Origin of the sequence: Peribacillus sp. FSL E2-0218 (genome assembly GCF_037992945.1) — a bacterium.
Taxonomy (GTDB): domain Bacteria; phylum Bacillota; class Bacilli; order Bacillales; family DSM-1321; genus Peribacillus; species Peribacillus simplex_B.
In genome coordinates this window covers 3,263,647-3,288,177 of record NZ_CP150304.1, presented here as the reverse complement: position 1 = coordinate 3,288,177, position 24,531 = coordinate 3,263,647, and the positions used below count along the sequence as shown (strand labels likewise).

Below are 24,531 nucleotides of genomic sequence, written 5' to 3'. Positions count from 1 at the left end.
GTGAAACTGCACAAAAACCATTCTGAGATCAGATGGTTTAAGGAGCAGGATGATATGAAGAAAGTTTTGGATGAAAGAGGTTTTACCCTAATTGAGATGCTTATTGTTTTACTAGTCATCTCGATACTTTTGATCATTACCATACCCAATATCACCAAGCATCAATCGACGATCCATACAAGAGGATGCGAAGCCTTCGTAAAGATGGCCCAAGCACAAGTGCAGGCATATGAGATTGACAATGCCAAGCTGCCTGGGAGCATAGATGAATTGGAAAGCCAAGGTTATCTTAAACAGACCACCTGTCCGAATGGAGATGAGATCAGCTTGGATAAAAAGGGGAAAATAACGATTGTTGAGTAGAAGAAAAGGAATGATTAAGCATGACAATGGGGGATTTACGATGTCGGAAACCCTAATTGTCCTTGTCATTTTTATACTGCTGCTTTCCATAACCCCCAATTTATATCCAAGCTTCAATAGAGGAATGGAAGAAAGGCTGTTCCTTTCCCAATTTCATGAGGATCTTTTCTATGCACAACAATATGCCATCAGCCATGAAGGGTTGATTTACCTGCATATCGATGATGTCAATAAGATATATACCGTTTCCTCATACAAAGAGGGTAAGATCCTGGAGCGAAGCATACCGGCGGATATCCACTTTTCAAGTGGCACTTTAGGGTTTAGCTTTTATTTTAATCAGAATGGAAATGTATCAAAAGCAGGAACATTGATGATTGAAACATCGAAGGGGAAGTACAAATTGGTTCTGAATATCGGCAAAGGGAGGTTCAGGATTGAGAAATTGTAAAGGGTATGTGTACCTTGAGCTGATGGCCGCCTTTTCTGTTTGTGCATTTTTGGCGCTCTCGATTTTACCGATCCTTGAGAATGTGATGACCGACCGCAAAAATATGATCATGAAGACGGAAGCCCACCATTTGTTGTATGAAAGGTTGACGGCGTTCATGGAAGGGGAGGTACAGGGCATGGAGCAGGAATTCATTATTCAAAAAAAATCCTACCGCATGATTTGGAAGGACGATGGAGATTCATCGGGAACTATTGAAGGATGTGTACGTTATGAAAATGCATCGGGAAAAGATGAGTCGATTTGTGATATTGCGGCAAAATGATGGCTTTACGATGATTGAAATGCTTTTTTCACTACTGATTTTGATGTTGATTTCTCTTTTTGTTGTGCAGCTTTTCTCCATCATCCAAACCCAGGTGGAGGCGGTTAATAAATTGCATCCTAAAGAGTGGGAGGTCTTCACCATGCAGATGCATCAGGAAATCCGGAGCTCCAAATCCCAGGTTGTAAGGGGGAGTGGATTATATTTAATGTCAGGTGATCAATTATCATCCATTGAACAATATGAAGATAAGGTTCGCAGGAGGGTCGATGGCAAGGGGCATGAAGTCATCCTGCAGAACATATCAAAATTTCAGGTGAAGAAGGATGGCAGCGTCATTGTCCTGGTTGTGACAGATAAGGCAGGGACTACTTTTAGCCGAAGCTTTCATCCATACTTTAAAGATGGGAACGAAGCGGATGAATAATCAAAAAGGAGTCGTTTTCCCGATGGTGCTGATTATAGCCAGTGTTTTCATCATGCTGATGATTTTAATGATCGATCAATTTATCATCGATAAAAGATTTTATAAAGAAGTGGAAGAATCGTTGGTGGCAGACCATCTTGTCCATCTAGCCGTTAAGGAAGTGACGGCAGGGTGGGAGGAGGATATGCCGGAAGTATTCCAAGGGGACATAACGTATCCAGATGGTGCGGTGCGGTATTCGTTGTTGAAGCATGACGGTCGATATGCATTTATCGAATTTTCCTCCACGACTAAAAATGATCGAGTGGGCAGGATCGTCATACAATATGATAAAGAGGCGGGGAGAGTGGTGGAATGGATCGAAAAACAGACTGGCTGACGCGTTCCGATTGGCGATCAACGAGATGCTGGCCGTGTTAAGAAAGGACGTCCAGGAATAAAAGTAGCAGCAATCGGGCATGCTTATCATAGGGTGATACCATATGTCTACTAACGCTTATATTAAATATCTGACGCAACAGTTTGTCGAATATTTTAATCTGACCAAAAAAGAACGAAGAGAAAAGCGCCGTCATAAAAAAGAGGATAAAAATCACGGGATGTCCCATTGGTTTGGCATTGTCCCTTTTGCGTTGACGATGTTTGTAAGGAAGAATATCAAAAAATGAAACAGATGTCCTTCATTGTACATGGACATCTCAAACTGTAGACAAACCCAAAAATGATAAGGGGTTTGTCTACAGTTATTTTGTTTGTATTGAAATTGAATTCATTCCACTCTGCATTTGAAATATAAGAGTGGATTCCAATTGCCCACAGGTAGAGATGTGTCCAATGACCATTCCGTTTCACTGTGGGCGCTCGCTTTCCGCGGGCGGTCCGTGAGCCTCCTCGTCTTTCAGCCTGCGGTGTCTCACGTGACACGCATTTCCCGCAGGAGTCTCGCACCCTCCGTTCCACTCCCATTTGTGTGCAAAATAAGCTGGAATTGCGATTGCGCACAGTTTTGATGATGTGTCCAATGATCGTTGTTTCACTGTGGGCGCTCGCTTTCCGCGGGCGGTCCGTGAGCCTCCTCGTCTTTCAGCCTGCGGTGTCTCACGTGACACGCATTTCCCGCAGGAGTCTCGCACCCTCCGTTCCACTCCCATTTGTGTGCAAAATAAGCTGGAATTGCGATTGCGCACAGTTTTGATGATGTGTCCAATGATCGTTGTTTCACTGCGAGTGCTCGCTTTCCGCGGGCGTTCCGTGAGCCTCCTCGTCTTTCAGCTGCGGTGTCTCACGTGACACGCATTTCCCGCAGGAGTCTCGCACCCTCCGTTCCACTCCCATTTGTGTGCAAAATAAGCTGGAATTGCGATTGCGATTGCGCACAGGTAGAGATTTGTCCAATGACCATTCCGTTTCACTGTGGGCACTTGCTTTCCGCGGACCGCATTTATCGCAGGAGGTCTATCCCAATGCGCGGTCTGAAAGGTAAAATAATCCCCCGTTAATGATCGATATTCGTATGTTGGGTTCATATTGGGCCTTGAGTGCCTCTTTTTCGGTAAAATAGCTATCACTTTTTTCGTCCATGTCCTTGTAAAAATGCTCCAACAGATTCAAGTCATCCTGCCAGCGTCTCATGGCTTCTTCCGCCCATGAATGGTCATCACCCTCGAAACTGGTCCTGATGTAAGTATCGAGTCTTGCCAATCCACTTTTAGGCATGATGAGCGGTGAAAGGGTAAAGGAGTAATCCGGGATCTTCGGGGTGACTTTGACTGGCTTGAGCCGGTTATGAAACCCTTCCATGATTTCTCCTGAAATGAGATTCAGGCCGATCGACATAAAGGTATCTTTTTTACGATCGCATTGATAAGATATTTTCACATTGAGTGTCAGCCAAGGAAATAACGGATGATTTCCGCCTTGAACCGGAGGGGTATCCTCAAAGAGTCTCGTATATCCGGCCAGCTTCTTCGTCGATTGGATAATCTGATGAAGGCGGGGGGAACCGAAATGAATCATTTCGCCCTTCAAATCCGCTGGGGCTAGAGCTGGGTCGGTTATGAAGGTGATTACTGCCGGGTTCGGGATCCCGCCTGTTTTTTCAAGATAGTGCCAATAGAAAGGGCGGTTCATTAATTCCTTATCCATGTCGATTGTCAGCTGAACGGTAAGGTGGGAGCCTCCATCGGCCAAAATTTCGCAATCATTGGCTTTAAAGTAAGTGTGTAAAAAATCATGAATTTCCTGTTGCTGCATGAACCTCACCTTCCTTCATGGCTTGTGCGAATTGAATTAACGACGAGAAATTATCCATCTTGATTTTCATTTCTCCCTCGGTTTTCGACTCGCCGACTACATCTATTAAATATTCCTCAATATTGCTGATGTCCAACTTGGTTAGGATATCATCCAATTCCCCAATCACCTTTTCAAACAAATTGATTTTTTCGTATAGTAATTTGAGGATATGCTCTTCGACCGTATTTTTCGTCGCAAAGTTATAAATCATGACATCTTCTTCCTGACCAAGCCGATGTATCCGCCCGATTCTTTGCTCAAGTCTCATCGGGTTCCAGGGCAGGTCGAAATTAATCAAGTGATGGCAAAACTGCAGGTTTATTCCTTCCCCTCCAGCTTCCGTAGCAATTAACACCTGTATGTTCTTTTGGAACAATTCCCGCATCCAGTCTTTCTTTCCTCGTTTGAAGCCGCCGCGAAATGGAACGGAAGAGATTCCGTTTTGCTGTAAATACCATTGTAAATAGAGCTGGGTGGCGCGGTATTCGGTGAAAATGATCACTTTATCATCGATTTTCTTGATCAGTTCCAGAGCCTTTTCGGCTTTAGAGTTCTGAACCGTTTCATTCACCTTTGTAAATAGTTCATCAAGCTTTGCCGTATAGTCGGGCGAAGGATCGTCATATTTAGCTTTCATATTTTTTAAAGTGTAATAGACTGCCTCCCTGCTTGAACAAGCTTCCCTTTGGAGGGTGAGAGCGGAAAAGGTGCTTCCCTTCGTTCCTTCTGTAATCGGCTTGAATTGTGAAACAGCATCATATAAGGCTTGTTCGGTGGGAGAAAACTCGATGGTGATGGTTTCCACATGCCTTTTTGTCCATTCGATCCCGGTATCGGCCCTCCGATTGCGAATCATGACCGTGTTTACGAGTTCCTTAAGATGTTCATCCTCGATAATGCCTCGGCCTTTTCCTTTATATTTTTCTGAAAAGAGTGAAGCATTCCCCAAATGCCCTGGTTTCAATAAGGAAACAAGGTGAAAGATTTCCTCGACTTTATTTTGGATGGGAGTTGCCGTCAGGAGCAGGCAAAATTTCTTTTTCAGATTTTGGACGAACTCGTAGTTCTTCGTTTTGTTGTTTTTTAGTTTATGGGCTTCGTCAATGATGATGAAGTCATATTCCTGATTGAAGATGATATCACGATGGGGAGCGCGTTTCGCCGTATCAATCGAAGATATGACGACATCGCAGGATTCCCAAACGTAGCTTTTCCTTTGGGCGACTGCCGGGATATGAAACTTCGTATTCAATTCAAATGCCCATTGTGAAACGAGGGAAGCGGGTACAAGGATCAATACTTTTTTGACAAGGCCTCGTATCATATATTCCTTTAAGATCAGCCCGGCTTCGATCGTTTTCCCGAGCCCCACCTCATCAGCTAATATGGCCTTCCCATTCATCTTTTCCACGACTTGTTTTGCTGCCTCCAATTGGTGGGGAAGCGGGGTTAGATGAGGCAGGTGCTTGGGTGCCTGTAATCCTTCAAAATCAGGGATGATGAGGTTTTCTTCCATTTGAACAGCCAGCTTATAAAGCTCCCAATTTCCCCATGGTCCGTCATTTTCAATTTTTTGCAGAAACTCGTCATTCCATTCTAAATTGGAGGATATATTGATTTTCATAGAAAAAACTCCCTCTTACATCATAATTTCCTTAATATAAGGTCAAAATCCGAACATTTCATATGTGAAATAAGAAAAATATTTATCTTCAAAAGATATTGCAGAGATAAGTTTCTTAGGGTAGGATATAAGTATATTTAGAAAATTCCAATTTTCCACGCTTGAAGTACTTTGATTTTGTGGTTCACGTTTCATTAGTATGGGCCATAGGCTCCCACTTTATCCAAGTTAACTGAAGATAAAAGAGGTGGCAGTGAAGTTATTCCATGAATGCCCAGGGATTACGAATGCCAGGGAGTGGTCCCTTGCATGGGTAAACCATTATATGCGGTTGAAGATAAGGGGAGAGACTACGGATGTAGCGCCGAAGGAGCAAACTTAGCAGTGAATCTCTCAGGCAAAAGAACTCTTATTGGACGCAACTCTGGAGAGCGCCGCCGATTGGACGGCCACCAAAGGGGAAAACCTATCATATAGGTAAACTTTCAGGTTTCAGGACAGAGAAAAAGCTCAAACGGGCTTTCTCTGTCCTTTTTTGTGCTTTTTCATATCAGGAATCACGAATGATTTTGAAGCTATTCGATCATGAAGCCTATTTAATCCAAAAATATCTGAGGGGGGTCATTTTTTGACCAATTTAAAAAGAACACCACTATTCGAGGTTTATCAGGAAAGCGGAGGCAAAACGATTGATTTTGGAGGCTGGGAACTGCCCGTCCAATTTTCGGGCATCAAGGATGAGCATGAAGCCGTTCGTGCAAAGGCGGGTTTATTCGATGTTTCGCATATGGGAGAGGTTGATGTAAAGGGTCCTGGAAGCCTTCCTTTTTTACAGAAGATGCTGACCAACGATGTATCGAAGCTGCAGCAGGGCGGGGCGCTATATACGGCAATGTGTTATGAAAACGGGGGGACGATTGATGACCTCATCGTTTATAAAATGGCGGAGGATGACTATTTGCTCGTGGTCAATGCAGCTAATACGGAAAAAGATTTTAACTGGCTGCAAGCAAATTGTCCGGAAGATGTCCAACTTACGAATGTATCAAGTGACTATACACAGCTAGCCCTTCAAGGACCGGCTGCAGAGAAGATATTGCAAAAACTGTCAGGTGACACGGATCTTAGTGAAATTGGCTTTTTCAAGTTCAAGGAAAACGTCATGATAAATGGGATCGCTACGATCGTTTCCCGTACCGGATATACAGGCGAAGATGGATTTGAGATATATAGCCGCAGTGAAAATGGTCCTTCCCTTTGGAAGGCGATTTTGGAAGCTGGGAAGGAAGAAGGAATTCAGCCGATTGGTTTGGGTGCCCGTGATACCCTGAGATTTGAAGCGAAACTGCCGTTATATGGACAGGAGCTATCAGCGGACATCACCCCGATAGAGGCGGGGATCGGTTTTGCGGTAAAAGTGGATAAGGAAACTGATTTTTTCGGGAAAGCTGTTCTTGCTGAACAAAAGGAAAAAGGGGCTCCTCGCAAGCTTGTTGGAATTGAAATGATTGACCGTGGCATTCCACGTCATGGTTATAAGGTATACAGCGGGGACCAAATCATTGGCGAGGTCACGACAGGCACCCAATCCCCTACATTGAAGAAAAATGTTGGGTTGGTACTTATCGACAAGGAATTTTCGGCGCTGGATGCAACTGTCGAAGTGGAGATCCGTTCGAAACGTTTGAAAGCCACTATCATACAAACACCTTTTTATAAAAAACCACGTAAATAGAGGGGAATGGTCATTAGATGAAACATCGTTATTTACCCATGACAGAACAAGATCAACAGGACATGCTGCAAGTGATAGGGGTACCCACGGTTGAAGAACTTTTCAAAGATATCCCTGAAAGTGTTCGCTTTCAAGGAGAATATGATATCAAACCAGCTAAATCGGAACCGGCCTTAATGAAGGAATTAGCGAGGCTTGCTTCCAGGAACGCGGATCTTAAAAGCTATGCTTCTTTCCTAGGAGCGGGTGTATATGACCATTATGCACCGGTCATCGTCGATCATGTTCTTTCCCGTTCGGAATTTTATACCGCGTATACACCTTACCAGCCAGAAATTTCACAAGGAGAGCTTCAAGCCATCTTTGAGTATCAAACAATGGTTTGTGAGTTGACGGGTATGGATGTGGCTAACTCCTCGATGTATGACGGGGGGACGGCGCTGGCTGAAGCTGCCATGCTTGCTTCTGGTCAGACACGCCGGAAGAAAATTCTCATTTCAGGAGCGGTACATCCTGAATCAAGAGAAGTGGTCAAGACATATGCGAAGGGGCAACGCGTGGAAGTGATCGAAGTACCTTATAAAGACGGCGTGACCGATGTGGCCGCTTTAAGGGAAATGGCCACTGAGGACATCGCTGGCGTGATCATCCAATATCCAAACTTCTTTGGTCGCATCGAGCCTTTGAAAGAAATGGAAGAAATCATCCATAATGCCAAGTCCATGTTTATCGTGTCCAGTAATCCTCTTGCATTGGGAGCTTTGGCATCGCCAGGCTCGCTTGGTGCGGATATCGTAACCGGAGATGCACAGCCCTTCGGAATCCCAGCAGCATTTGGCGGACCTCATTGTGGATATTTTGCCGTCACGAATAAACTGGTGCGAAAAGTGCCTGGCCGGCTCGTCGGTCAAACGGTTGACGAAGATGGCAAAAGAGGCTTCGTGCTGACGCTGCAAGCTCGCGAGCAGCATATACGCCGTGATAAGGCAACCTCCAACATATGCTCCAACCAAGCGTTGAATGCACTAGCGGCTTCCGTTGCGATGACCGCCCTTGGAAAAAAGGGTGTCAAGGAAATGGCTGTGCAAAATATTCAAAAGGCGCATTATGCGAAAAAAGCATTCATGCAAAAAGGAATAGAGATTGTGTTCGATGGTCCATCATTCAATGAATTCGTGATCAAACTTCCTGCTCCATTCTCGGAAGTCAATAAGAACCTATTCGAAAAAGGAATGATCGGCGGCTTCGATTTAGGCTCCGTTTATCCTGAACTGAATGGTCATATGCTTGTCGCCGTAACTGAACTTAGAACGAAAGAAGAAATCGATGCATTTGCGCAGGAATTGGGGGAGCAACATGAATAACCAAGATCAATCACTCATTTTTGAAATCAGTACACCCGGACGCATCGGATACAGCCTGCCGGAAATGGATGTGGAAGCTATTCCTCTTGAAGAAATTCTTCCAAACGGGTATATCCGTACAGAAGAAGCGGCGCTTCCCGAAGTGTCGGAGCTGGATATCATGCGTCACTATACAGCCCTCTCCAAGCGTAATCATGGCGTGGATTCGGGGTTTTACCCGCTAGGATCATGCACGATGAAATACAATCCGAAAATCAATGAAAATGTGGCACGTTATAACGGGTTTGCCCACATCCATCCATATCAAGACCCATCTACCGTCCAGGGAGCCCTGGAGCTGTTATTTGATTTGCAGGAGCATTTAACGGAAATCACAGGGATGGATCAAGTGACTTTGCAGCCTGCCGCAGGTGCCCACGGTGAATGGACCGGGTTGATGATGATCCGGGCCTTCCACGAGGCCAATGGCGATACAGCACGGACGAAGGTAATCGTCCCGGATTCGGCACATGGTACGAATCCGGCATCTGCCACGGTTGCCGGTCTTGAGACGATTACGGTGAAATCGGATGAAAATGGGCTAGTTGACCTTGAAGATTTAAAGAGAGTGGTAGGAGCGGATACGGCAGCCTTGATGCTGACGAATCCCAATACGCTTGGATTATTCGAGGAGAACATTTTGGAAATGGCACAGCTTGTTCATGATGCCGGCGGGAAGCTCTACTACGATGGCGCCAATCTGAATGCTGTGCTTTCCAAGGCTCGCCCTGGTGACATGGGCTTTGATGTAGTCCACTTGAATCTTCATAAAACCTTCACGGGCCCACATGGCGGCGGAGGCCCGGGTTCTGGCCCTGTCGGGGTGAAAGCGGATTTGATTCCCTTCTTGCCGAAGCCGCTTGTGGTCAAAAAGGATGAGCGGTTCACCTTGGATTATGATCGCCCGCAATCGATTGGAAGGGTGAAGCCATATTACGGGAATTTCGGAATAAACGTGAGGGCATATACGTACATTCGCTCCATGGGTCCCGATGGTCTGAAAGCCGTCACCGAAAATGCTGTCATCAATGCAAATTATATGATGCGAAGGCTGGAACCATATTTCGATTTGCCATATAATCGCCATTGCAAGCATGAATTCGTATTGAGCGGTCGCCGGCAAAAGCAATTGGGAGTAAGGACGCTCGACATAGCGAAAAGGCTGTTGGACTTCGGTTACCATCCCCCAACCATATACTTCCCGTTGAATGTGGAGGAAGGAATGATGATCGAACCGACTGAAACGGAGTCGAAGGAAACCCTCGATGCTTTCATTGATGCCATGATCCAGATTGCCAAGGAAGCGGAAGAAACTCCGGAAGTCGTTCAGGAAGCTCCGCACACTACCGTCATAAAGCGGCTGGATGAAACACTAGCTGCAAGAAAGCCAGTTCTGCGCCACCAGGCGTAGCCTTTAAGTCCTGTAAGCACAAGAAGAAATCCCAGCCAGCATGGCGGGGATTTTTTCTTGTTTATGTATCTTGCGAAGCATTCATCCTGTCCATGCGTGCACGTTCATTCGAATGAACCGCAAAGCGAGGCTGACCCACGCAAAAACTGGGGGCCTATTTCTTTGCTTTGATTTTACCGGTCCACATTTTGAAACCGCCTTTTAGGTGATAAAGTTCCCTATACCCTTTTTTGTATAGCATGGCCGCAGCTCTTCCGCTGATGATTTCGCTTTGGGCATACAAGTATACGGGCTTGTCCTGCCTAATCTCCACCAATCGGGTTTTCATTTGCGTCATTGGGATGTTCCGTGCTCCTAAGATATGACCATTATCAAATTCATTCGGTTCCCGCACGTCGATTAGCTGCACTTTTCTGTAGTTGGCGATAAATTCGTCCTGTGTCAATGTTTTAACGATTTTACGCTGGCGGTACCAATTAAAAAGTGAATACACAATAACCGCTCCTAAGATGATGAGCAGTGTATATAATATTTCCAAGCATAAAAACTCCCTTCTACCTTAACGATTACAGACAATCCTTATTATATAATTGCTTTACCCAATAATCAAAAAGAATTTTCAGCAATTTCGGCATCAATCTCAATGGCACTTCCTTTTTTAGAGGGATAAAGTCTGTTAAACTACTACATGTGAGTTTTTTATGGGGATGACGGACTTACCGAGATAAAGTCTATTTGAAATGAGGGGTAAGGATGATGAAAGAAAAATGGGGATTCATTGATTCAGGATATTGTTCACCAGCCTTTAATATGGCGTTGGACGAAGCACTGTTGAACTGGCAAAGCAAGGGGGAGATTCCTCCCATCATACGCTTTTACGGATGGGATCCGGCGACATTGTCGATTGGTTATTTCCAGAAGGCAAAAGCGGAAATCGATATTGAGGAAGTCAAACGGCAAGGTCTTGGATTTGTGCGCAGACCAACCGGGGGACGGGCGGTCCTGCATGAACATGAATTGACATATAGCGTAATCGTGCCGGAATCCTATCCAGGCATGCCGAGCACTGTCACCGAAGCATATCGGGTTATTTCAGAAGGCATATTAATGGGGTTTAGGAACCTGGGCTTGGATGCTTACTTTGCAGTGCCTCGAACCGATTTGGAGAAAGCGGCATTAAAGGCGCCGAAGTCCTCCGTCTGCTTCGATGCCCCAAGCTGGTATGAACTTGTCGTGGAGGGCAGGAAGGTTGCCGGCAGCGCCCAAACGAGGCAAAAGGGAGTCATCCTTCAGCACGGTGCAATATTACTTGAACTTGATGATGAAAAACTGTTTAGTGTATTTAAATTTTCCAATGACAGGGTTAAAGAAAGAATGCAAAAAAACCTGAAAAATAAAGCAGTGGCGATAAATGACATTGCTGGTAGGAAAATCGGCATACCGGAAGCGAAAGTTGCTTTCGAAAAAGGGTTTGCAGAAGGATTGTCCATTGATTTAGAGCCATACACGCTCTCTGAAAAGCAAATGCTGGAAGTGAAGGCCATCGCAGAAAGTAAATATGAAAGCGATGAATGGAATTTCATGAGATGAAAAAGGAATGATGGGCTTGGATAATAAAAAAGTTTTTTCAGATTTGTTTGACCAAATAGGCTTTTCCTTGATGGGATAAGACCTTAAAGGGATGGAAAAAAAGCAAGGCTCAAATTAATTGAAATCTGATGAAAAATTATTGTAAATCGACATTTTCCTCCCTTTTGCTAACTATATTAATTGATTCAACGTTTGACAAAATAAAAAGTTAACGAAAAAAACACAATATATAGTGGTTGGAATATTTAATGGTACACTATATGTTGATATTTGAGTTTCGCTATGATAAATTTATAGTACTTGTTTAAGCGAAACGGACATGTAAGGCTACATATAGATTTTTGCGTCAGCAAGGATTTTGAAACAGATAAAGGAGAGGGAATTATGTCGGTTGTAATAAAAGATGCTCTAAAGGTTGATCTAGAAAGGTTGAATAAGGATATTTCTTTATTTCCCCAGGTTCACCCCGTAACCGCTGATATGAAAATGACGCATAAGGGTGTATCCCGTCTAGTCATGCTTGACCGCTATTCTTTTAAGGATACTGAAAAAATCACGCTCTCGGCAGGCGATTTTGTGGTGCTGACAATTAAGGAAGATCCGAAATTCCCGGCAAGGGGTCTCGGCTACATCGTTGAAATAGATTGGGAAACGAAAAAAGCCAAGGTATTGGTAGACGATGAATTCCGCGGCGTATTGGATAATCCGGAAGAAGTGGAGACGGGGATCGTAAACCGCCCGCTGGATATCATTGAAAAGCCGTTAGAAATATTTTATGAGCAAATCGCGAAACGTAATGCAACGGGACTGGCTTCAGTTGAAACAACGGAAGAAAAAAGGACGGAATGGTTCAATAAATTTTATCAAGAATTGAAAAACCTTCATTTCGTGCCGGCAGGACGCGTATTATATGGTGCGGGATCCAATACGGACGTTACCTATTTCAACTGCTACGTCATGCCTTTCGTACCGGATTCGCGTGAAGGCATTTCCGAGCATCGGAAACAGGTGATGGAGATCATGAGCCGCGGAGGCGGAGTCGGAACGAACGGTTCGACACTTCGTCCAAGAAACACACTGGCAAAAGGGGTTAATGGAAAATCCTCTGGTTCGGTGTCATGGCTTGATGATATTGCGAAATTGACACATCTTGTTGAGCAGGGCGGCAGCAGACGCGGTGCGCAAATGATCATGCTTGCTGATTGGCACCCGGATATTGCGGAATTCATCATTTCTAAAATGCAAAATCCACGGATCCTTCGTTACCTGGTGGAAAACACGAAAGATGAAGCCATCAAGAAATATGCGACCGATAAGCTGAAGTTCACTGCGCATACCGAACAGGAAATGGCCATGTATCAAGGTATCATCAATTATAAAGAGATTCCTGGACTGGGCGGGTTTAACGAGAAAATCATTAAAGATGCAGAGGACAAACTCCGTACGGGCGGAACCTACAGCGTTCATAATCCTGATTTTCTTACGGGCGCCAACATTTCGATCTGTTTGACGAAGGAATTCATGGAAGCGGCAGAACGAGACGAAGAGTATGAATTACGCTTCCCTGACGTGGAAAGCTATAATTCCGAAGAAATGGCAGTTTATAATGAAGAATGGCATAAAGTCGGCGATGTTCGTGAATGGGAGAAAATGGGCCATAAAGTCCGTGTCTACCGTAAAATCCGCGCTAAAGAGCTTTGGAACTTGATTAACATTTGTGCGACATATTCTGCTGAACCAGGCATTTTCTTCATTGATAATGCCAATGAAATGACAAATGCGAAAGCTTATGGTCAACAGGTCGTTGCCACGAATCCATGTGGAGAACAGCCATTGGCCCCATATTCAGTATGTAACCTTGCGGCTGTCAATCTGGCTGAAATGGCTGATAAAGACAATAAAACCGTCGATTTCGAGAAGCTTAAAGTAACGGTGGAAGTCGGTGTGCGCATGCAGGACAATGTCATTGACGCCACTCCTTATTTCTTGGATGAAAACAAAAAACAAGCCCTTGGCGAGCGGCGGGTAGGCCTTGGTGTCATGGGTCTGCATGATCTGTTAATCTACTGTGAAACGGAATACGGCTCGGAGGAAGGAAATCTCCTCGTCGACAAGGTATTCGAAACGATTGCGACTACAGCTTACAGGGCTTCCGTGGAACTAGCGAAAGAAAAAGGCAGCTTCCCGTTCCTGGTCGGTACGACCGATGAAGAAACCGATGTGCTTAGAGCACGTTTCACTCAAACCGGATTCATGGAAAAAATGCCGGAAGATATCAGGGAAAGTGTTGCTGCACATGGCATCCGGAACTCTCATTTATTGACAGTGGCGCCTACAGGAAGCACAGGAACGATGGTCGGGGTATCAACGGGGCTAGAACCGTATTTCTCCTTCACCTATTTCCGCAGCGGGCGTCTCGGTAAATTCATTGAAGTGAAGGCCGATATCGTCCAGGAATACCTGGATCGCCATCCGGAAGCGGCCACGGAAGAGCTTCCAAAATGGTTCATTTCCGCGATGGAATTAGCACCTGAAGCTCATGCTGATGTTCAATGCATCATTCAACGCTGGATTGACAGCTCAATCAGTAAAACGGTCAATGCACCAAAGGGATATACGGTCGAGCAAGTTGAAAAAGTATATGAACGTCTATACAAAGGCGGAGCAAAAGGCGGTACCGTGTATGTAGATGGCAGCCGTGACAGTCAGGTCCTTACGCTTAAAGCGGAAGAAAACCAAATGGACGAGCAGCTTGAAATGGACGAATTGACAGATGTGGAAGTAAAGAAAAAAGTCGTATTGGTCGACACGATAAATGAACTGCGTTCGACGAATGTGACGATTGGATCGGAAGTTGGCAACACCTGTCCTGTCTGCCGTAAAGGCGAAGTTCAGGAAATGGGCGGCTGTAACACTTGCACCAATTGCGGCGCACAATTGAAATGCGGACTCTAAGCTAGCTGATAAGCCGTTAAGGTGCTCTTCAACCTTAACGGCTTTTTTTTCTCAGCATGTAACCTATCATGTGTTCAATTTTTATTTTTCTAATATGAAGAAGACCGAAGTATGTGATTTGGTCTTCTTTTTGCATTCCATGAACATTGCCTCAGCCCCTGAAGGGATATAGATGGCCATTTTCCTTTCCCTAGGCCACCTTCATTTTAATTTCCAACTAAAAACAATCATGAGGATAACAGAATAAAGAAAAGCTATCTGTATCAATTATATTGTTTTGTTCAAAGTAAGGACTGAACAGGACTACAAGAATGGAGAACGATATGAAACCATTTATCCCACAGTTAGTTTACATCGAACCTAAGGCTTTGGAATATCCGCTGGGCAGGGAATTGAAAAAGAAATTCGAGGATATGAATGTTGAAATCCGCGAGACAACCTCACACAACCAAATCAGGGACCTTCCAGGAGAAAATGATTTGCAGAAATACCGTGTAGCCAAATCGACGCTCGTGGTAGGGATCAGAAAAACATTGAAATTCGATACCTCCAAGCCTTCTGCTGAATATGCGATCCCGCTTGCCACTGGATGTATGGGACATTGCCATTATTGTTATTTGCAGACAACACTTGGATCAAAACCTTATATTAGGACTTATGTGAATCTTGATGAAATCTTCGAGGCAGCAGAAAAGTATATCGAAGAGAGAAAGCCTGAAATCACCCGGTTTGAGGCTGCCTGTACATCTGATATCGTCGGCATCGATCATTTGACGCATTCATTAAAACGGGCCATCGAATATTTTGGAAAGAGTGAATATGGGGTTCTCAGATTCGTAACCAAATTCCATCACGTCGATCACCTTTTGGATGCCGAGCATAACGGAAAAACAAGATTTCGGTTCAGCATCAATTCCCGTTATGTGATTAAAAATTTTGAACCCGGAACCTCCACCTTCGAGGAAAGAATGGAGGCAGCTCGTAAAGTGGCAGGCGCGGGATATCCGCTCGGATTCATCGTTGCCCCGATTTATCGTCATGAAGGGTGGGAGGAAGGCTATCATGAATTATTCGAACGATTAAGTGTGGCGTTGGAAGGCGTGGATATCCCTGACTTGACGTTTGAACTGATCCAGCATCGGTTTACAGGCCCGGCAAAAAAAGTTATCCAAAAAAACTACCCAAAAACGAAATTGGAACTGGATGAATCAAAGCGCAAGTATAAATGGGGGCGGTATGGTATCGGGAAATATGTTTATCAAAACGAAGAAGCCGCCGAACTGGAGACGACCATCCGCGGGTATATAGCTGAATTTTTCCCTAAAGCGGAAATTCAGTATTTTACGTGATGAAGGAATTTTTCAGATAAAATGGTCATAATTGGCCCTAACCCCGCTTAAAAATGTAAAGACCGGATTAGGGGAGGGCAGCTATGATTATTGACGGCGTTTTTTCCGGAGGCGGGATTAAAGGCTATGGTTTAGTGGGGGCCCTGCAGGAATTGGAGGATCGGGGATTTGTTTTTCATAGGACAGCCGGTACAAGTGCAGGTTCGATAATAGCTGCTTTCGTGGCTGCTGGATATACCGGAAAAGAAATGGAAAAGCTTTTTTTTGATATAGATTTAAGCAGTCTCCTGGATAAAAGGCGGGGACTCTTGCCCATTCCGCTCGCCAAATGGCTCCTTGTATATTGGAAACTGGGGCTCTATAAAGGTGATGCGATGGAGGCATGGATTGCCGGAAAGCTTGCCGAAAGAGGGGTGGTCACCTTTAAGGATGTTCGGCCGAATTCCCTCCGTATCATTACATCTGATATCACGCATGGGAAATTGGTTGTATTGCCTGATGATTTGCCGAACTATGGATTCGATCCATTCACATTTCCGGTGGCCAAGGCAGTAAGGATGAGCTGCAGCATTCCTTATTTCTTTGAGCCCGTCAAGCTTGACGCAGGGAAGAGCACTTTCCTATTTGTTGATGGAGGTGTGTTGAGTAATTTTCCCATGTGGTTATTCAATTCTGATCAGGTTAGGAAGGAAAGGCCGGTCATAGGCTTGCGCCTAAGTGTCGATGAGATATGGAAACCGCATGAGGTGGACAATGCGGTTGAATTGTTTTCCGCCCTGTTCAAGACGATGAAAGATGCCCATGATGCTCGTTACATTTCCAAAAAGCATGTCCAGAATATTGTTTTTATCCCCATGAAGGGGATTTCCGCCATGGATTTCAATCTGAATGATGAAAAGAAGGTTGAATTGATCAATCGGGGCCGAGAGCGGACGAAAGAATTCCTAAAGCACTGGTCCTATTGATGAAAAATCCGGTTCTTTAAAAAGAAACCGGGTACTGCAGACAAACTCGCTGATAATGGAGCTTTGTCTGCAGTTTTTTTGGTTTCTTACTGTATGACCGTTCCATCCTCAATAGTGAATGAAAGAAGTACAGCGGGTTCTGAAGGCTGTTTGAAAGATGGATGCCCAATCACGAGGCCGCAGACCGCAACGGTTTTGGATGGTGAATTGTAAGAAATGCCCAAGACAAGCAAATCACTGTCGCAGCTGCAATGTGGATTTCTTGTTTTCAGGAGGGGAATTCAAAAGGGGGTCCGGAATAATTCCGAACCCCTTTGTCTACAAACTGAACCAGGCTCTTAAAAAGAAGCCCGGTTTTTCTTTTTGTTCTTTTTTCCTTCGATGACGGTAAGATGGCTATCCGTTTTCTTTCTCACTTTTATTTTCTTTGAAGATTTTGCTGCAGAAAAGCTAGCCACATTATCTTTTTTCGACGTTCGGCTTTTCAGCCTCTTTTTCGATTGGCGGGCAGCCTTCCGGAATGCCTGCTGCTCTTTTTTCACTGGTTTACCCTTTGTTAATCCGGTATAAATCATATAAATAATCCCTGCGACAATGGCTATTATGAGAATGTTCCTGAAAAAGCCAATCGGGTCATTAAATAGTCGGCTCAATAATCCGAGGACTCCGAGGGCGATGATTCCGTATATCATGAAAGATATGAAACGTTTCAACAAAGACACCTCCTTAAGAGCATCATAAGCATTTTTGGCTTATTTTAAACATTCTTCATATAAAATATTTCAAAAAAATGAAGATCATTCCCTTAGGTAGTATATGTTATTTCATGATTTAATTGTGTATAGTTTTTTACACAATAACATCCGACTCTAAACCTTTTTCAGTTTCTTTTTCCATTCTTAACAATTCGTGGAAGGATGCCAATGCGACTTCCACTTGATCATCGGTGGGGGCCTTGGTCGTTAATAACTGAAGCCAAAGTCCAGGGTAACCAAGGTAGCGCAGAATAGGAATATCCTTTAATTTGTTCGTTGCCTGCAATACCTCGAAGGCAATGCCTAGCACGACGGGGATAAGCAAAATGCGATTGACGACACGAACCCATAACGGATCGATTGGTACGAGAAGATAGACAAACATTCCTACAATGACAGTAAATAAAATGAAACTGCTGCCACAGCGATAATGAAGGCGGGAACTTGCCTGCACATTTGCCACAGTCAATTCTTTTCCGCTTTCGAAGCAATTGATCACCTTATGCTCAGCTCCGTGATATTGAAAGACTCGCTTGATCAATGGCGTCAAGGAGACTACATAAATATATACGAGCAATAAGATCAGCTTGAACAAGCTTTCCACTAACACCTGAGCCGTCTGGCCACTGAAAATGGGTTCCGTCAATTTTGCGAGGAAGACAGGAATCAAAGTGAAAAGCAATTTCCCGAATAGGAAGGAGATGACACCGATCACGGCAACACCTAGCCAAAGACTTAATTTAGAAGGTTCTTTCGTTTCTTTTTTCGTTTCGACCTGTTTTTCCCCGTCTTCTTCTTCATACTGTTCTGTGGAAAAGTTCAGATGTTTCGAGCCGGTAGCACTGGATTGGATCAAAGATACGATCCCCCGCAGAAACGGTATTTTTTTCATAAGCTTTACAGCAGGCTTCGATTCACGCGGTAAATGATAATAAGCGATCGTTGAATCCTTGCGGCGGACCGCAGTGACTGTGTGATGTTTGCCGCCGAACATGACGCCTTCCACAACAGCCTGCCCTCCATAAACGGGTTTTTGGATCTCAGACATTTCTACACCAACCTAATAGTTATTCACGTAGCTCTCTCATGGGTGCTAACATGTTTATTATCAAGCATTACAAGGTTTGAGGCGACTTCCTGAGGGGAATTGCGCTTTTAATTCCTGCAACGCTTTATGAATGTTGAATCACGGGAAGAAGCATCCTGTGTACAATATAAACTTCAACAGAGGGTACATATATTCCTTTGTTGAACGTCCATTATTTATGATTTAATCATACAGAATAAATCGAAAAACCTCTAGTGATTCTCCTCCTTAACAATAAAAAAAAATAGTTCTATATAACAAAGGGCATACTACAAGCGGAGGTGTTGGTATGTCTACTAATGAACATGGACAAAAACAACAGGAAAATCAAAGTATGCTACTATATAACGCATTAATCATCGGTTTTGTTGGCGGTGCGGCAGCCAGTCTTGCGGGCATGATTGCGCACTATGTCAATTTCATGGATTTCAGCCCGAGATTCATTCTTACTTCTTGGTCGAATATGAGCTGGATCGATCACTGGTTAGGTGCAGTCATGACCATCATCATTTTCGGAATCTTATCTGTGGTGATTGCATTGATATACTATGGCTTTTTTAAAAGGATGAAGAGCTTTTTTACAGGGATTATTTTTGGAGGGGTTTGCTGGGCTTTGTTGGTCTTCGTTTTAAAGCCGATGTTCTCCGACCTGCCAGCCTTTTCGAAAATGTCGACGAATACGATCATAACAAGTGCCTGCATTTTTATTTTATACGGACTTTTTGTAGGATATTCTATATCATACGATCATCAGGAATATATACGCGATAAAAACACCGCCCAGAAGCAGCAGGAAAGCTGAAGGCACCTTAGTTGTAAAAAAGTAGTAAGACAATTTGCAATTATGGTAGAATGTTGATGGTAAGCATTCTTTTATGTATGAGCAGGTGTTGGATGATGACAAAAATCTTATTAATCAATGGTCCGAATTTAAATCGGTTAGGGAAGCGGGAGCCGGCGCATTATGGATCCTCGACGCTTGCGGATGTGGAAGCCATTTTACAGCTGCAAGCTGAAGGGATGCATGTGGAATTGTCTTCTTTTCAATCAAACCATGAAGGAGCGATCATCGATAAGCTCCATTGGTCAGAGGATCATGGAATCGACGGGATTATCATTAATCCTGGTGCTTTTACTCATTATAGCTATGCGATTCGTGATGCAATTGCCGGAATTGATGTTCCAGTTGTGGAAGTGCATATTTCGAACATCCATGCCCGTGAAAGCTTTCGGCATGAATCGGTGACCGCCCCCGTTACGGCGGGACAGATTGTCGGCTTGGGGATACACGGATATGAATTGGCATTGCAGGCGATCACAAAGATTGCAAAGGGGAGAAATTGAATGAATAAACTTATTAGCTTAAGAGCTTCAATGGAAAAGGCGGGCATTGATGGCTTTTTGATCACCAGTACATATAACCGCCGATATATGACTAATTTTACGGGGAGCGCAGGTGTCGTACTGATTTCCCAGAAAGAAGCTAAATTCATCACTGATTTCCGCTACGTGGAGCAAGCGGGCAAGCAGGCAACGGATTATGAAATCGTTCAGCACAAGGGGACCATCATCGAAGAAGTCGGTAAGCAGGCTAAAGAAATGAATATCGGCACGCTCGGTTTCGAACAGGAGCACCTCTCTTTTGCAACTTACAAGACATACGAAGCAGCTGTTGAAGCCAAACTTACGCCTGTGTCTGGAATTATTGAGAATTTACGCTTGATAAAGACTTCATCAGAGATTAAGATATTAAAGGAAGCGGCTGCTATTGCCGATGCTGCCTATACACATATCCTCGATTTCATCCGTCCAGGGATTTCGGAATTGGATGTATCCAATGAACTTGAATTCTTCATGAGGAAACAGGGGGCAACTTCTTCTTCCTTTGATATTATTGTGGCTTCCGGCAAGAGGTCGGCACTTCCCCATGGAGTGGCTACGGATAAAATCATTGAAAAAGGCGATTTTGTCACATTGGATTACGGAGCATACTATAACGGGTATGTGTCTGATATAACTCGGACATTAGCAGTTGGCAAGCCGAGTGATGAACTTATTACCATTTATGACATTGTTTTAGAAGCGCAGCTGCGCGGAATGGCTGGGATCAAACCTGGCATGACGGGCAGGGAAGCGGATGCACTAACTCGTAACTTAATTGAAGAAAAGGGATTCGGGCAGTATTTTGGACATTCGACCGGACATGGAATCGGTCTAGAAGTTCATGAAGGCCCAGCATTATCCTTAAGGTCTGATATCATTTTGGAACCAGGTATGGCCGTAACCGTTGAACCGGGCATTTACTTGCCGGGCGTTGGCGGGGTGCGGATTGAAGATGATACAATCGTTACAATTGACGGTAACGAAGCACTTACTCATTCAACGAAAGAGTTAATCATTCTGTAAACATGTACATGTAGGAGGACAAATTTATGATTTCTGTAAACGATTTTCGCACGGGTGTTACGATTGAGGTAGATAACGGAATATGGCAGGTTATCGAGTTCCAACATGTTAAACCTGGAAAAGGTGCAGCCTTTGTACGTTCTAAGCTTCGCAATCTCCGTACAGGTTCCATCCAAGAGAAAACATTCCGTGCCGGTGAGAAAGTTGCAAAGGCACATATCGAAAACCGCAAAATGCAGTACCTTTATGCAAGCGGCGATAGCCATGTATTCATGGATAACGAAACATATGACCAAATCGAGCTGCCTGCTTCAAGCATCGAGCGCGAATTGAAATTCCTTAAAGAAAATATGGAAGTGCATATCATGACTTTCCAAGCCGAAACGCTTGGGGTTGAGCTTCCGAATACAGTGGAACTTGAAGTTGCGGAAACTGAGCCTGGAATTAAAGGCGATACATCTTCAGGCGGAACGAAATCAGCTGTGCTTGAGACAGGCCTATCCGTTCAAGTACCATTCTTCATCAACCAAGGTGACAAATTATTGATCAATACGAACGAAGGTTCATACGTATCACGCGCATAATGGCTAGAAGGCCGAGATTCATATCTCGGTCTTTCGTTTATAGAGAAAAGGGGTTCGGAATTAAATGTCCGAACCCCTTTTATATTCCCCTTTGAACCTTCGCTTGAACCTTTTTTGATCCCCTTATAGCAACCCGGCTCAGGTACGCTTTTCTTTTGCACTCTACTTTTAATGAATAAAAATTTGGGGAGAAAAGTTGTTAAACCAAGTTGAATGGAGCGGAAAGCGGGACTCCTGAGGGAAGGCAATGATCTACTCTACAGGTACTCCCGAGTTTAGGTTTTGCCTCGAATTTGAGGCGATTTCTCATAAAAATCCTGCGTTTCCCGCTAGCTACATGTGATTGTCGGGATGACATCCTCGTTTTCATGCAAAGTGGAGGAAAGCGGGTGTGCGTGCGACACTCCCGCGGGGAATGCCTGTCTTCGTGAAACTCTGTTGGCGCAAAGACTGAGGGTGCTTACGGAGCGCCCGCAGTGCCATGAAACGGTCTAAATACAGATACTGGCGGGCAACAGAGTGCAATTTTTGTTTTTACGTAAGGTACAAAGCTCAATTATGATCGCATTTGACGATGGCGTTGGCAGAGATTGATGTCTCGGCCTTTTTTTGCTTTTTTAGCAAGGTCCATAAACCTTCGATAAATGCCCAGTTTCTTTAATAGCTTGGCATCATTAACGACCCACCGGCATATATTTTATTGAAAGTGGTGTATACAGGAGGATTGTCAAAATGGAAACGATTCTTTCTTTTTTACCGAAAACCCTATACGAGCAGCTCCAGGGTATGACACCGATGATGATAGAAAAAATGGAAGAGCTGCGAATACGGATCGGAAGACCGCTTGAGGTCATTATTGGTGGGGAACCTTTCTTCTTTTCGTATGCCGTTTCCAAAACGGATGCAGATCAATTATTGAACCAAATAGGTCAATTTTCGTTGTATACGCTTGAGGAAGAATTGAAGCGAGGCTATATAACCATCGCTGGAGGCCATCGAGTCGGCCTTGCCGGAAAGGTCATCCTGGAGAATGGAGCGGTCAAGGCAATAAGGGATATTTCCTCATTCAATATCCGGATTGCCCGTGAAAAAGTCGGTGTGGCTGAGCCGCTTACTCCATATTTATATAATGGGGAATGGCAGCATACATTATTGATCGGCGCTCCGCAAACAGGAAAAACGACGGTGTTGCGGGATATTGCAAGAATGATATCGTCTGGAAATGAAATGAAGGGCATTGCACCGCAAAAGGTGGGAATTGTGGACGAGCGCTCGGAAATAGCAGGATGCGTTCATGGAGTGCCGCAGCTTGAATTTGGAACAAGGCTGGATGTCCTCGATGGATGTCCCAAAGCGGAAGGAATGATGATGATGATCCGTTCGATGTCCCCGGATGTATTGGTCGTGGATGAAATAGGCCGCGCTGAAGATACTCAAGCAGTTCTCGAAGCAGTGAATGCAGGCATTAAACTCATGATAACAACACATGGACATACACTGGAAGAAGTGAAGAAGCGGCCCTTCATCGCAGAGATATTAAAACAAAACATCTTTGAACGTTTTATCGAATTACGAAGAACGAAAGCCGGGACTCGAAGCTACAAAATCCTCGATGCAGCTGGGGTCCCTATTTTTTCTGATGAAAGTGTGAAGCCGCATGTTTAAGTTGGTTGGTGCTGCCATCATCATCATAGCCACGACTTGGGCAGGTTTCGAGGCTGCCAAAAAATTGAGTTTGAGGCCGCGGCAGCTGAGACAGCTTAAAGTTGCGATGCAATCGCTTGAAGCGGAAATCATGTATGGACATACACCTTTGCAAGAAGCGGCAAGGAAGCTTTCCAAGCAGCTGACAAATCCATTATCCAAATTTTTCGAAACATTCGCCAATCGGCTCAAGTCAGGTGAGACCACCGTCAAGGAAGCATGGGATGAGAGCTTGAAGAAAATATGGAAATCCCTGGCCTTGAAGCAGGGGGAGTTCGAGATCCTTTCACAGTTCGGGGAGACGCTTGGGAAAAGCGATAGGCATCATCAACAAAAACAGATCATGCTGACGATGGCACATTTGGAACGGGAAGAGAGCGATGCACTCGAACGACAGGGAAAATATGAAAAAATGATGAAAAGTCTTGGTTTTCTAACTGGATTGTTATTGATCATTTTGCTGATGTAGTTTATGTGGGGGGAATGAAAATGGGCATTGATGTGGACATCATATTCAAAATAGCGGGTGTGGGGCTTGTTGTAGCATTTCTTCATACGATACTCGACCAGGTCGGGAAGAAGGAGTATGCCCAGTGGGTGACACTTTTCGGATTCATCTATATTTTATTCATGGTCGCATCCGTAGTGGAGGACTTATTCCAAAAAATTAAATCTGTATTCCTATTTCAGTAAGGGGGGATTGGCGATTGAAATCATAAAAATCGTAGCCATTGCCCTGGTTGCCACCTTTCTGGCCTTGATCGTCAAGGAGCAAAAACCAAATTTGGCATTCCTGCTTATCGTTTTTGTAGGGTGCTCCATTTTTCTTTTTCTGGCAGATAAAATATACGAGATCATTTTAATGTTAGAGAAAATCGCAGTTAATGCCAATGTAAATACGGTCTATCTGGAGACCATCTTAAAAATAATCGGAATTGCCTATATTGCTGAGTTCGCCTCGCAAATTACAAAAGATGCCGGGCAGGGCTCGCTCGCTTCAAAAATAGAATTGAGCGGGAAAATCCTGATCCTGGCGATGGCAATTCCAATATTGACGGTCATTATCGAAACGATCATTCAGATGCTCCCGAGTTAATGGATG

Annotated in this window: 26 protein-coding genes and 1 riboswitch; of the genes, 21 read left to right on the top strand and 5 right to left on the bottom strand. The window is 44.3% G+C overall.

Annotated features, from left to right (window positions below; translation table 11 throughout):
• Positions 1 to 54: 54 nt before the first annotated feature.
• The 6 genes from comGC to MHI53_RS15775 all read left to right on the top strand — a co-directional run bounded on the left by comGC (position 55) and on the right by MHI53_RS15775 (position 2,234).
• Positions 55 to 363 carry a competence type IV pilus major pilin ComGC gene (comGC, locus tag MHI53_RS15800; protein ID WP_061141998.1) on the top strand — a complete coding sequence of 103 codons (309 nt, stop codon included), beginning with the start codon at positions 55 to 57 and terminating at the stop codon, positions 361 to 363.
• A gap of 40 nt (positions 364 to 403) precedes the next feature.
• Positions 404 to 814 (top strand): competence type IV pilus minor pilin ComGD, encoded by a 411-nt coding sequence (gene comGD / locus MHI53_RS15795; RefSeq protein ID WP_061141999.1) that lies wholly within the window; start codon positions 404 to 406, stop codon positions 812 to 814.
• On the top strand, positions 801 to 1,139 hold the full coding sequence (locus MHI53_RS15790; RefSeq protein WP_061142000.1) for a hypothetical protein: 339 nt from the start codon (positions 801 to 803) through the stop codon (positions 1,137 to 1,139). Before comGD ends, MHI53_RS15790 begins: the two co-directional genes overlap by 14 nt.
• On the top strand, positions 1,087 to 1,566 hold the full coding sequence (comGF, locus tag MHI53_RS15785; protein ID WP_185113070.1) for a competence type IV pilus minor pilin ComGF: 480 nt from the start codon (positions 1,087 to 1,089) through the stop codon (positions 1,564 to 1,566). Before MHI53_RS15790 ends, comGF begins: the two co-directional genes overlap by 53 nt.
• Positions 1,559 to 1,945, top strand: coding sequence for a competence type IV pilus minor pilin ComGG (gene comGG, locus MHI53_RS15780; protein ID WP_061142002.1), 387 nt, complete (start codon positions 1,559 to 1,561; stop codon positions 1,943 to 1,945). The genes comGF and comGG overlap by 8 nt, the downstream gene beginning before the upstream one ends.
• A 103-nt stretch (positions 1,946 to 2,048) precedes the next feature.
• Positions 2,049 to 2,234: a YqzE family protein gene (locus MHI53_RS15775; protein ID WP_061142003.1), complete on the top strand. Its 186-nt coding sequence runs from the start codon at positions 2,049 to 2,051 to the stop codon at positions 2,232 to 2,234.
• Between the two features lie 787 nt (positions 2,235 to 3,021).
• Here MHI53_RS15775 and MHI53_RS15770 read toward each other — a convergent pair.
• Together MHI53_RS15770 and MHI53_RS15765 are read right to left on the bottom strand one after the other, a co-directional pair.
• Positions 3,022 to 3,819, bottom strand: a complete 798-nt coding sequence (locus MHI53_RS15770; RefSeq protein ID WP_340371710.1) for a YqhG family protein — start codon at positions 3,817 to 3,819, stop codon at positions 3,022 to 3,024.
• Positions 3,797 to 5,485: an SNF2-related protein gene (locus MHI53_RS15765; RefSeq protein ID WP_061142005.1), complete on the bottom strand. Its 1,689-nt coding sequence runs from the start codon at positions 5,483 to 5,485 to the stop codon at positions 3,797 to 3,799. The genes MHI53_RS15770 and MHI53_RS15765 overlap by 23 nt, the downstream gene beginning before the upstream one ends.
• A gap of 331 nt (positions 5,486 to 5,816) precedes the next feature.
• A riboswitch (glycine riboswitch) is annotated at positions 5,817 to 5,904 on the top strand.
• 209 nt (positions 5,905 to 6,113) lie between these two features.
• Between MHI53_RS15765 and gcvT the strand changes: the two genes are divergently transcribed.
• From gcvT to gcvPB, 3 genes are read left to right on the top strand one after another with little or no spacing between them, the layout of a single operon-like run.
• The gene (gene gcvT, locus MHI53_RS15760) at positions 6,114 to 7,220 is read left to right on the top strand and encodes a glycine cleavage system aminomethyltransferase GcvT (RefSeq protein WP_340371709.1); all 1,107 of its coding nucleotides are present in this window, start codon (positions 6,114 to 6,116) and stop codon (positions 7,218 to 7,220) included.
• A gap of 17 nt (positions 7,221 to 7,237) precedes the next feature.
• Positions 7,238 to 8,584 (top strand): aminomethyl-transferring glycine dehydrogenase subunit GcvPA, encoded by a 1,347-nt coding sequence (gene gcvPA / locus MHI53_RS15755; RefSeq protein WP_340371708.1) that lies wholly within the window; start codon positions 7,238 to 7,240, stop codon positions 8,582 to 8,584.
• Positions 8,577 to 10,034 carry an aminomethyl-transferring glycine dehydrogenase subunit GcvPB gene (gene gcvPB, locus MHI53_RS15750; RefSeq protein WP_100531640.1) on the top strand — a complete coding sequence of 486 codons (1,458 nt, stop codon included), beginning with the start codon at positions 8,577 to 8,579 and terminating at the stop codon, positions 10,032 to 10,034. The genes gcvPA and gcvPB overlap by 8 nt, the downstream gene beginning before the upstream one ends.
• A 154-nt stretch (positions 10,035 to 10,188) precedes the next feature.
• On the opposite strand, the gene MHI53_RS15745 is transcribed toward gcvPB, so the two are convergent.
• Entirely contained in the window at positions 10,189 to 10,572 is a 384-nt protein-coding gene (locus MHI53_RS15745; RefSeq protein WP_061142009.1) for a rhodanese-like domain-containing protein, read from the bottom strand.
• Positions 10,573 to 10,787: 215 nt separating this feature from the next.
• On the opposite strand from MHI53_RS15745, the gene MHI53_RS15740 reads away from it, so the two are divergent.
• The 4 genes from MHI53_RS15740 to MHI53_RS15725 all read left to right on the top strand — a co-directional run bounded on the left by MHI53_RS15740 (position 10,788) and on the right by MHI53_RS15725 (position 16,893).
• Positions 10,788 to 11,624, top strand: a complete 837-nt coding sequence (locus MHI53_RS15740) for a biotin/lipoate A/B protein ligase family protein (RefSeq protein WP_100531639.1) — start codon at positions 10,788 to 10,790, stop codon at positions 11,622 to 11,624.
• Positions 11,625 to 12,008: 384 nt separating this feature from the next.
• Positions 12,009 to 14,579 (top strand): vitamin B12-dependent ribonucleotide reductase, encoded by a 2,571-nt coding sequence (locus MHI53_RS15735; RefSeq protein WP_340371707.1) that lies wholly within the window; start codon positions 12,009 to 12,011, stop codon positions 14,577 to 14,579.
• 323 nt (positions 14,580 to 14,902) lie between these two features.
• Entirely contained in the window at positions 14,903 to 15,928 is a 1,026-nt protein-coding gene (gene splB, locus MHI53_RS15730; RefSeq protein WP_340371706.1) for a spore photoproduct lyase, read from the top strand.
• Positions 15,929 to 16,011: 83 nt separating this feature from the next.
• Positions 16,012 to 16,893 (top strand): patatin-like phospholipase family protein, encoded by an 882-nt coding sequence (locus MHI53_RS15725; RefSeq protein WP_061142013.1) that lies wholly within the window; start codon positions 16,012 to 16,014, stop codon positions 16,891 to 16,893.
• Between the two features lie 338 nt (positions 16,894 to 17,231).
• Here MHI53_RS15725 and MHI53_RS15720 read toward each other — a convergent pair whose 3' ends face one another.
• Entirely contained in the window at positions 17,232 to 17,606 is a 375-nt protein-coding gene (locus MHI53_RS15720; protein WP_061142014.1) for an SA1362 family protein, read from the bottom strand.
• A gap of 136 nt (positions 17,607 to 17,742) precedes the next feature.
• Entirely contained in the window at positions 17,743 to 18,696 is a 954-nt protein-coding gene (locus tag MHI53_RS15715) for a DUF1385 domain-containing protein (protein ID WP_340371705.1), read from the bottom strand.
• A 328-nt stretch (positions 18,697 to 19,024) separates the two neighbouring features.
• Here MHI53_RS15715 and MHI53_RS15710 point away from each other — a divergent pair, with 328 nt between their 5' ends.
• The 8 genes from MHI53_RS15710 to spoIIIAD all read left to right on the top strand — a co-directional run bounded on the left by MHI53_RS15710 (position 19,025) and on the right by spoIIIAD (position 24,525).
• A complete protein-coding gene (locus MHI53_RS15710; RefSeq protein ID WP_061142016.1) occupies positions 19,025 to 19,537 on the top strand; it encodes a YqhR family membrane protein in 513 nt (170 codons plus the stop codon).
• A gap of 95 nt (positions 19,538 to 19,632) precedes the next feature.
• Entirely contained in the window at positions 19,633 to 20,079 is a 447-nt protein-coding gene (gene aroQ, locus MHI53_RS15705) for a type II 3-dehydroquinate dehydratase (protein WP_061142017.1), read from the top strand.
• Positions 20,080 to 21,141 (top strand): Xaa-Pro peptidase family protein, encoded by a 1,062-nt coding sequence (locus MHI53_RS15700; RefSeq protein ID WP_340371704.1) that lies wholly within the window; start codon positions 20,080 to 20,082, stop codon positions 21,139 to 21,141.
• Between the two features lie 26 nt (positions 21,142 to 21,167).
• Positions 21,168 to 21,725 (top strand): elongation factor P, encoded by a 558-nt coding sequence (gene efp / locus MHI53_RS15695; protein WP_034308328.1) that lies wholly within the window; start codon positions 21,168 to 21,170, stop codon positions 21,723 to 21,725.
• Between the two features lie 732 nt (positions 21,726 to 22,457).
• Complete coding sequence (gene spoIIIAA / locus MHI53_RS15690) at positions 22,458 to 23,390, top strand: stage III sporulation protein AA (protein ID WP_340371703.1); 933 nt, start codon at positions 22,458 to 22,460, stop codon at positions 23,388 to 23,390.
• Complete coding sequence (gene spoIIIAB, locus MHI53_RS15685) at positions 23,383 to 23,898, top strand: stage III sporulation protein SpoIIIAB (protein WP_340371702.1); 516 nt, start codon at positions 23,383 to 23,385, stop codon at positions 23,896 to 23,898. Before spoIIIAA ends, spoIIIAB begins: the two co-directional genes overlap by 8 nt.
• 20 nt (positions 23,899 to 23,918) lie before the next feature.
• Complete coding sequence (gene spoIIIAC, locus MHI53_RS15680; RefSeq protein ID WP_034308319.1) at positions 23,919 to 24,122, top strand: stage III sporulation protein AC; 204 nt, start codon at positions 23,919 to 23,921, stop codon at positions 24,120 to 24,122.
• Between the two features lie 7 nt (positions 24,123 to 24,129).
• Entirely contained in the window at positions 24,130 to 24,525 is a 396-nt protein-coding gene (gene spoIIIAD, locus MHI53_RS15675; RefSeq protein ID WP_100531630.1) for a stage III sporulation protein AD, read from the top strand.
• Positions 24,526 to 24,531: the final 6 nt, after the last annotated feature.

Bases quoted from the DNA above. Each gene is read 5' to 3' on its own strand.
- MHI53_RS15740 (WP_100531639.1), top strand. From the start codon at position 10,788: ATGATGAAAGAAAAATGGGGATTCATTGATTCAGGATATTGTTCACCA.
- aroQ (WP_061142017.1), top strand. From the start codon at position 19,633: ATGACAAAAATCTTATTAATCAATGGTCCGAATTTAAATCGGTTAGGG.
- spoIIIAC (WP_034308319.1), top strand. From the start codon at position 23,919: ATGGGCATTGATGTGGACATCATATTCAAAATAGCGGGTGTGGGGCTT.
- MHI53_RS15700 (WP_340371704.1), top strand. From the start codon at position 20,080: ATGAATAAACTTATTAGCTTAAGAGCTTCAATGGAAAAGGCGGGCATT.
- efp (WP_034308328.1), top strand. From the start codon at position 21,168: ATGATTTCTGTAAACGATTTTCGCACGGGTGTTACGATTGAGGTAGAT.
- MHI53_RS15715 (WP_340371705.1), bottom strand. From the start codon at position 18,696: ATGTCTGAGATCCAAAAACCCGTTTATGGAGGGCAGGCTGTTGTGGAA.
- comGG (WP_061142002.1), top strand. From the start codon at position 1,559: ATGAATAATCAAAAAGGAGTCGTTTTCCCGATGGTGCTGATTATAGCC.
- spoIIIAB (WP_340371702.1), top strand. From the start codon at position 23,383: ATGTTTAAGTTGGTTGGTGCTGCCATCATCATCATAGCCACGACTTGG.
- MHI53_RS15735 (WP_340371707.1), top strand. From the start codon at position 12,009: ATGTCGGTTGTAATAAAAGATGCTCTAAAGGTTGATCTAGAAAGGTTG.
- gcvPB (WP_100531640.1), top strand. From the start codon at position 8,577: ATGAATAACCAAGATCAATCACTCATTTTTGAAATCAGTACACCCGGA.
- MHI53_RS15710 (WP_061142016.1), top strand. From the start codon at position 19,025: ATGTCTACTAATGAACATGGACAAAAACAACAGGAAAATCAAAGTATG.
- comGC (WP_061141998.1), top strand. From the start codon at position 55: ATGAAGAAAGTTTTGGATGAAAGAGGTTTTACCCTAATTGAGATGCTT.
- MHI53_RS15770 (WP_340371710.1), bottom strand. From the start codon at position 3,819: ATGCAGCAACAGGAAATTCATGATTTTTTACACACTTACTTTAAAGCC.
- MHI53_RS15725 (WP_061142013.1), top strand. From the start codon at position 16,012: ATGATTATTGACGGCGTTTTTTCCGGAGGCGGGATTAAAGGCTATGGT.
- splB (WP_340371706.1), top strand. From the start codon at position 14,903: ATGAAACCATTTATCCCACAGTTAGTTTACATCGAACCTAAGGCTTTG.
- gcvPA (WP_340371708.1), top strand. From the start codon at position 7,238: ATGAAACATCGTTATTTACCCATGACAGAACAAGATCAACAGGACATG.
- spoIIIAA (WP_340371703.1), top strand. From the start codon at position 22,458: ATGGAAACGATTCTTTCTTTTTTACCGAAAACCCTATACGAGCAGCTC.
- comGF (WP_185113070.1), top strand. From the start codon at position 1,087: ATGAAAATGCATCGGGAAAAGATGAGTCGATTTGTGATATTGCGGCAA.
- comGD (WP_061141999.1), top strand. From the start codon at position 404: ATGTCGGAAACCCTAATTGTCCTTGTCATTTTTATACTGCTGCTTTCC.
- MHI53_RS15775 (WP_061142003.1), top strand. From the start codon at position 2,049: ATGTCTACTAACGCTTATATTAAATATCTGACGCAACAGTTTGTCGAA.
- MHI53_RS15765 (WP_061142005.1), bottom strand. From the start codon at position 5,485: ATGAAAATCAATATATCCTCCAATTTAGAATGGAATGACGAGTTTCTG.